The following is a 2,192-nucleotide window of genomic DNA, read 5'->3' as shown; positions in this document are numbered from 1 at the left end:
TTATCGGAGAGTTTGATCCTGGCTCAGGACGAACGCTGGCGGCGTGCCTAATACATGCAAGTCGAGCGGACAGATGGGAGCTTGCTCCCTGATGTTAGCGGCGGACGGGTGAGTAACACGTGGGTAACCTGCCTGTAAGACTGGGATAACTCCGGGAAACCGGGGCTAATACCGGATGGTTGTTTGAACCGCATGGTTCAGACATAAAAGGTGGCTTCGGCTACCACTTACAGATGGACCCGCGGCGCATTAGCTAGTTGGTGAGGTAACGGCTCACCAAGGCGACGATGCGTAGCCGACCTGAGAGGGTGATCGGCCACACTGGGACTGAGACACGGCCCAGACTCCTACGGGAGGCAGCAGTAGGGAATCTTCCGCAATGGACGAAAGTCTGACGGAGCAACGCCGCGTGAGTGATGAAGGTTTTCGGATCGTAAAGCTCTGTTGTTAGGGAAGAACAAGTGCCGTTCAAATAGGGCGGCACCTTGACGGTACCTAACCAGAAAGCCACGGCTAACTACGTGCCAGCAGCCGCGGTAATACGTAGGTGGCAAGCGTTGTCCGGAATTATTGGGCGTAAAGGGCTCGCAGGCGGTTTCTTAAGTCTGATGTGAAAGCCCCCGGCTCAACCGGGGAGGGTCATTGGAAACTGGGGAACTTGAGTGCAGAAGAGGAGAGTGGAATTCCACGTGTAGCGGTGAAATGCGTAGAGATGTGGAGGAACACCAGTGGCGAAGGCGACTCTCTGGTCTGTAACTGACGCTGAGGAGCGAAAGCGTGGGGAGCGAACAGGATTAGATACCCTGGTAGTCCACGCCGTAAACGATGAGTGCTAAGTGTTAGGGGGTTTCCGCCCCTTAGTGCTGCAGCTAACGCATTAAGCACTCCGCCTGGGGAGTACGGTCGCAAGACTGAAACTCAAAGGAATTGACGGGGGCCCGCACAAGCGGTGGAGCATGTGGTTTAATTCGAAGCAACGCGAAGAACCTTACCAGGTCTTGACATCCTCTGACAATCCTAGAGATAGGACGTCCCCTTCGGGGGCAGAGTGACAGGTGGTGCATGGTTGTCGTCAGCTCGTGTCGTGAGATGTTGGGTTAAGTCCCGCAACGAGCGCAACCCTTGATCTTAGTTGCCAGCATTCAGTTGGGCACTCTAAGGTGACTGCCGGTGACAAACCGGAGGAAGGTGGGGATGACGTCAAATCATCATGCCCCTTATGACCTGGGCTACACACGTGCTACAATGGGCAGAACAAAGGGCAGCGAAACCGCGAGGTTAAGCCAATCCCACAAATCTGTTCTCAGTTCGGATCGCAGTCTGCAACTCGACTGCGTGAAGCTGGAATCGCTAGTAATCGCGGATCAGCATGCCGCGGTGAATACGTTCCCGGGCCTTGTACACACCGCCCGTCACACCACGAGAGTTTGTAACACCCGAAGTCGGTGAGGTAACCTTTATGGAGCCAGCCGCCGAAGGTGGGACAGATGATTGGGGTGAAGTCGTAACAAGGTAGCCGTATCGGAAGGTGCGGCTGGATCACCTCCTTTCTAAGGATTTTAACGGAATATAAGACCTTGGGTCTTATAAACAGAACGTTCCCTGTCTTGTTTAGTTTTGAAGGATCATTCGATTCTTCGAGATAATGTTCTTTGAAAACTAGATAACAGAAGTAATTCACATTCAATTGTAATGCAAGAAATCACGTAGTGATTCTTTTTAACGGTTAAGTTAGAAAGGGCGCACGGTGGATGCCTTGGCACTAGGAGCCGATGAAGGACGGGACGAACACCGATATGCTTCGGGGAGCTGTAAGCAAGCTTTGATCCGGAGATTTCCGAATGGGGAAACCCACCACTCGTAATGGAGTGGTATCCATATCTGAATACATAGGATATGAGAAGGCAGACCCGGGGAACTGAAACATCTAAGTACCCGGAGGAAGAGAAAGCAAATGCGATTCCCTGAGTAGCGGCGAGCGAAACGGGATCAGCCCAAACCAAGAGGCTTGCCTCTTGGGGTTGTAGGACACTCTGTACGGAGTTACAAAGGAACGAGGTAGATGAAGAGGTCTGGAAAGGCCCGCCATAGGAGGTAACAGCCCTGTAGTCAAAACTTCGTTCTCTCCAGAGTGGATCCTGAGTACGGCGGAACACGTGAAATTCCGTCGGAATCCGGGAGGACCATCTCCC

2 rRNA genes (1 of these 2 cut by a window edge) are annotated in these 2,192 nt (G+C 52.9%); both read left to right on the top strand.

What is annotated here, in order from left to right:
• Nucleotides 1–1,550: ribosomal RNA gene (locus Y79_RS01000000120280) — 16S ribosomal RNA — on the top strand.
• Between the two features lie 174 nt (nt 1,551–1,724).
• Nucleotides 1,725–2,192, top strand: a 23S ribosomal RNA gene (locus Y79_RS0119700); it runs 2,461 nt beyond the window's last position.
• The 16S and 23S rRNA genes sit together here, the layout of an rRNA operon.

The sequence above is a fragment of the Bacillus siamensis KCTC 13613 genome (genome assembly GCF_000262045.1).
Classification (GTDB): Bacteria; Bacillota; Bacilli; order Bacillales; family Bacillaceae; genus Bacillus; species Bacillus siamensis.
The sequence above is the reverse complement of the archived record's forward strand: the minus strand, read 5'-3'. Positions and strand labels throughout refer to the sequence as shown.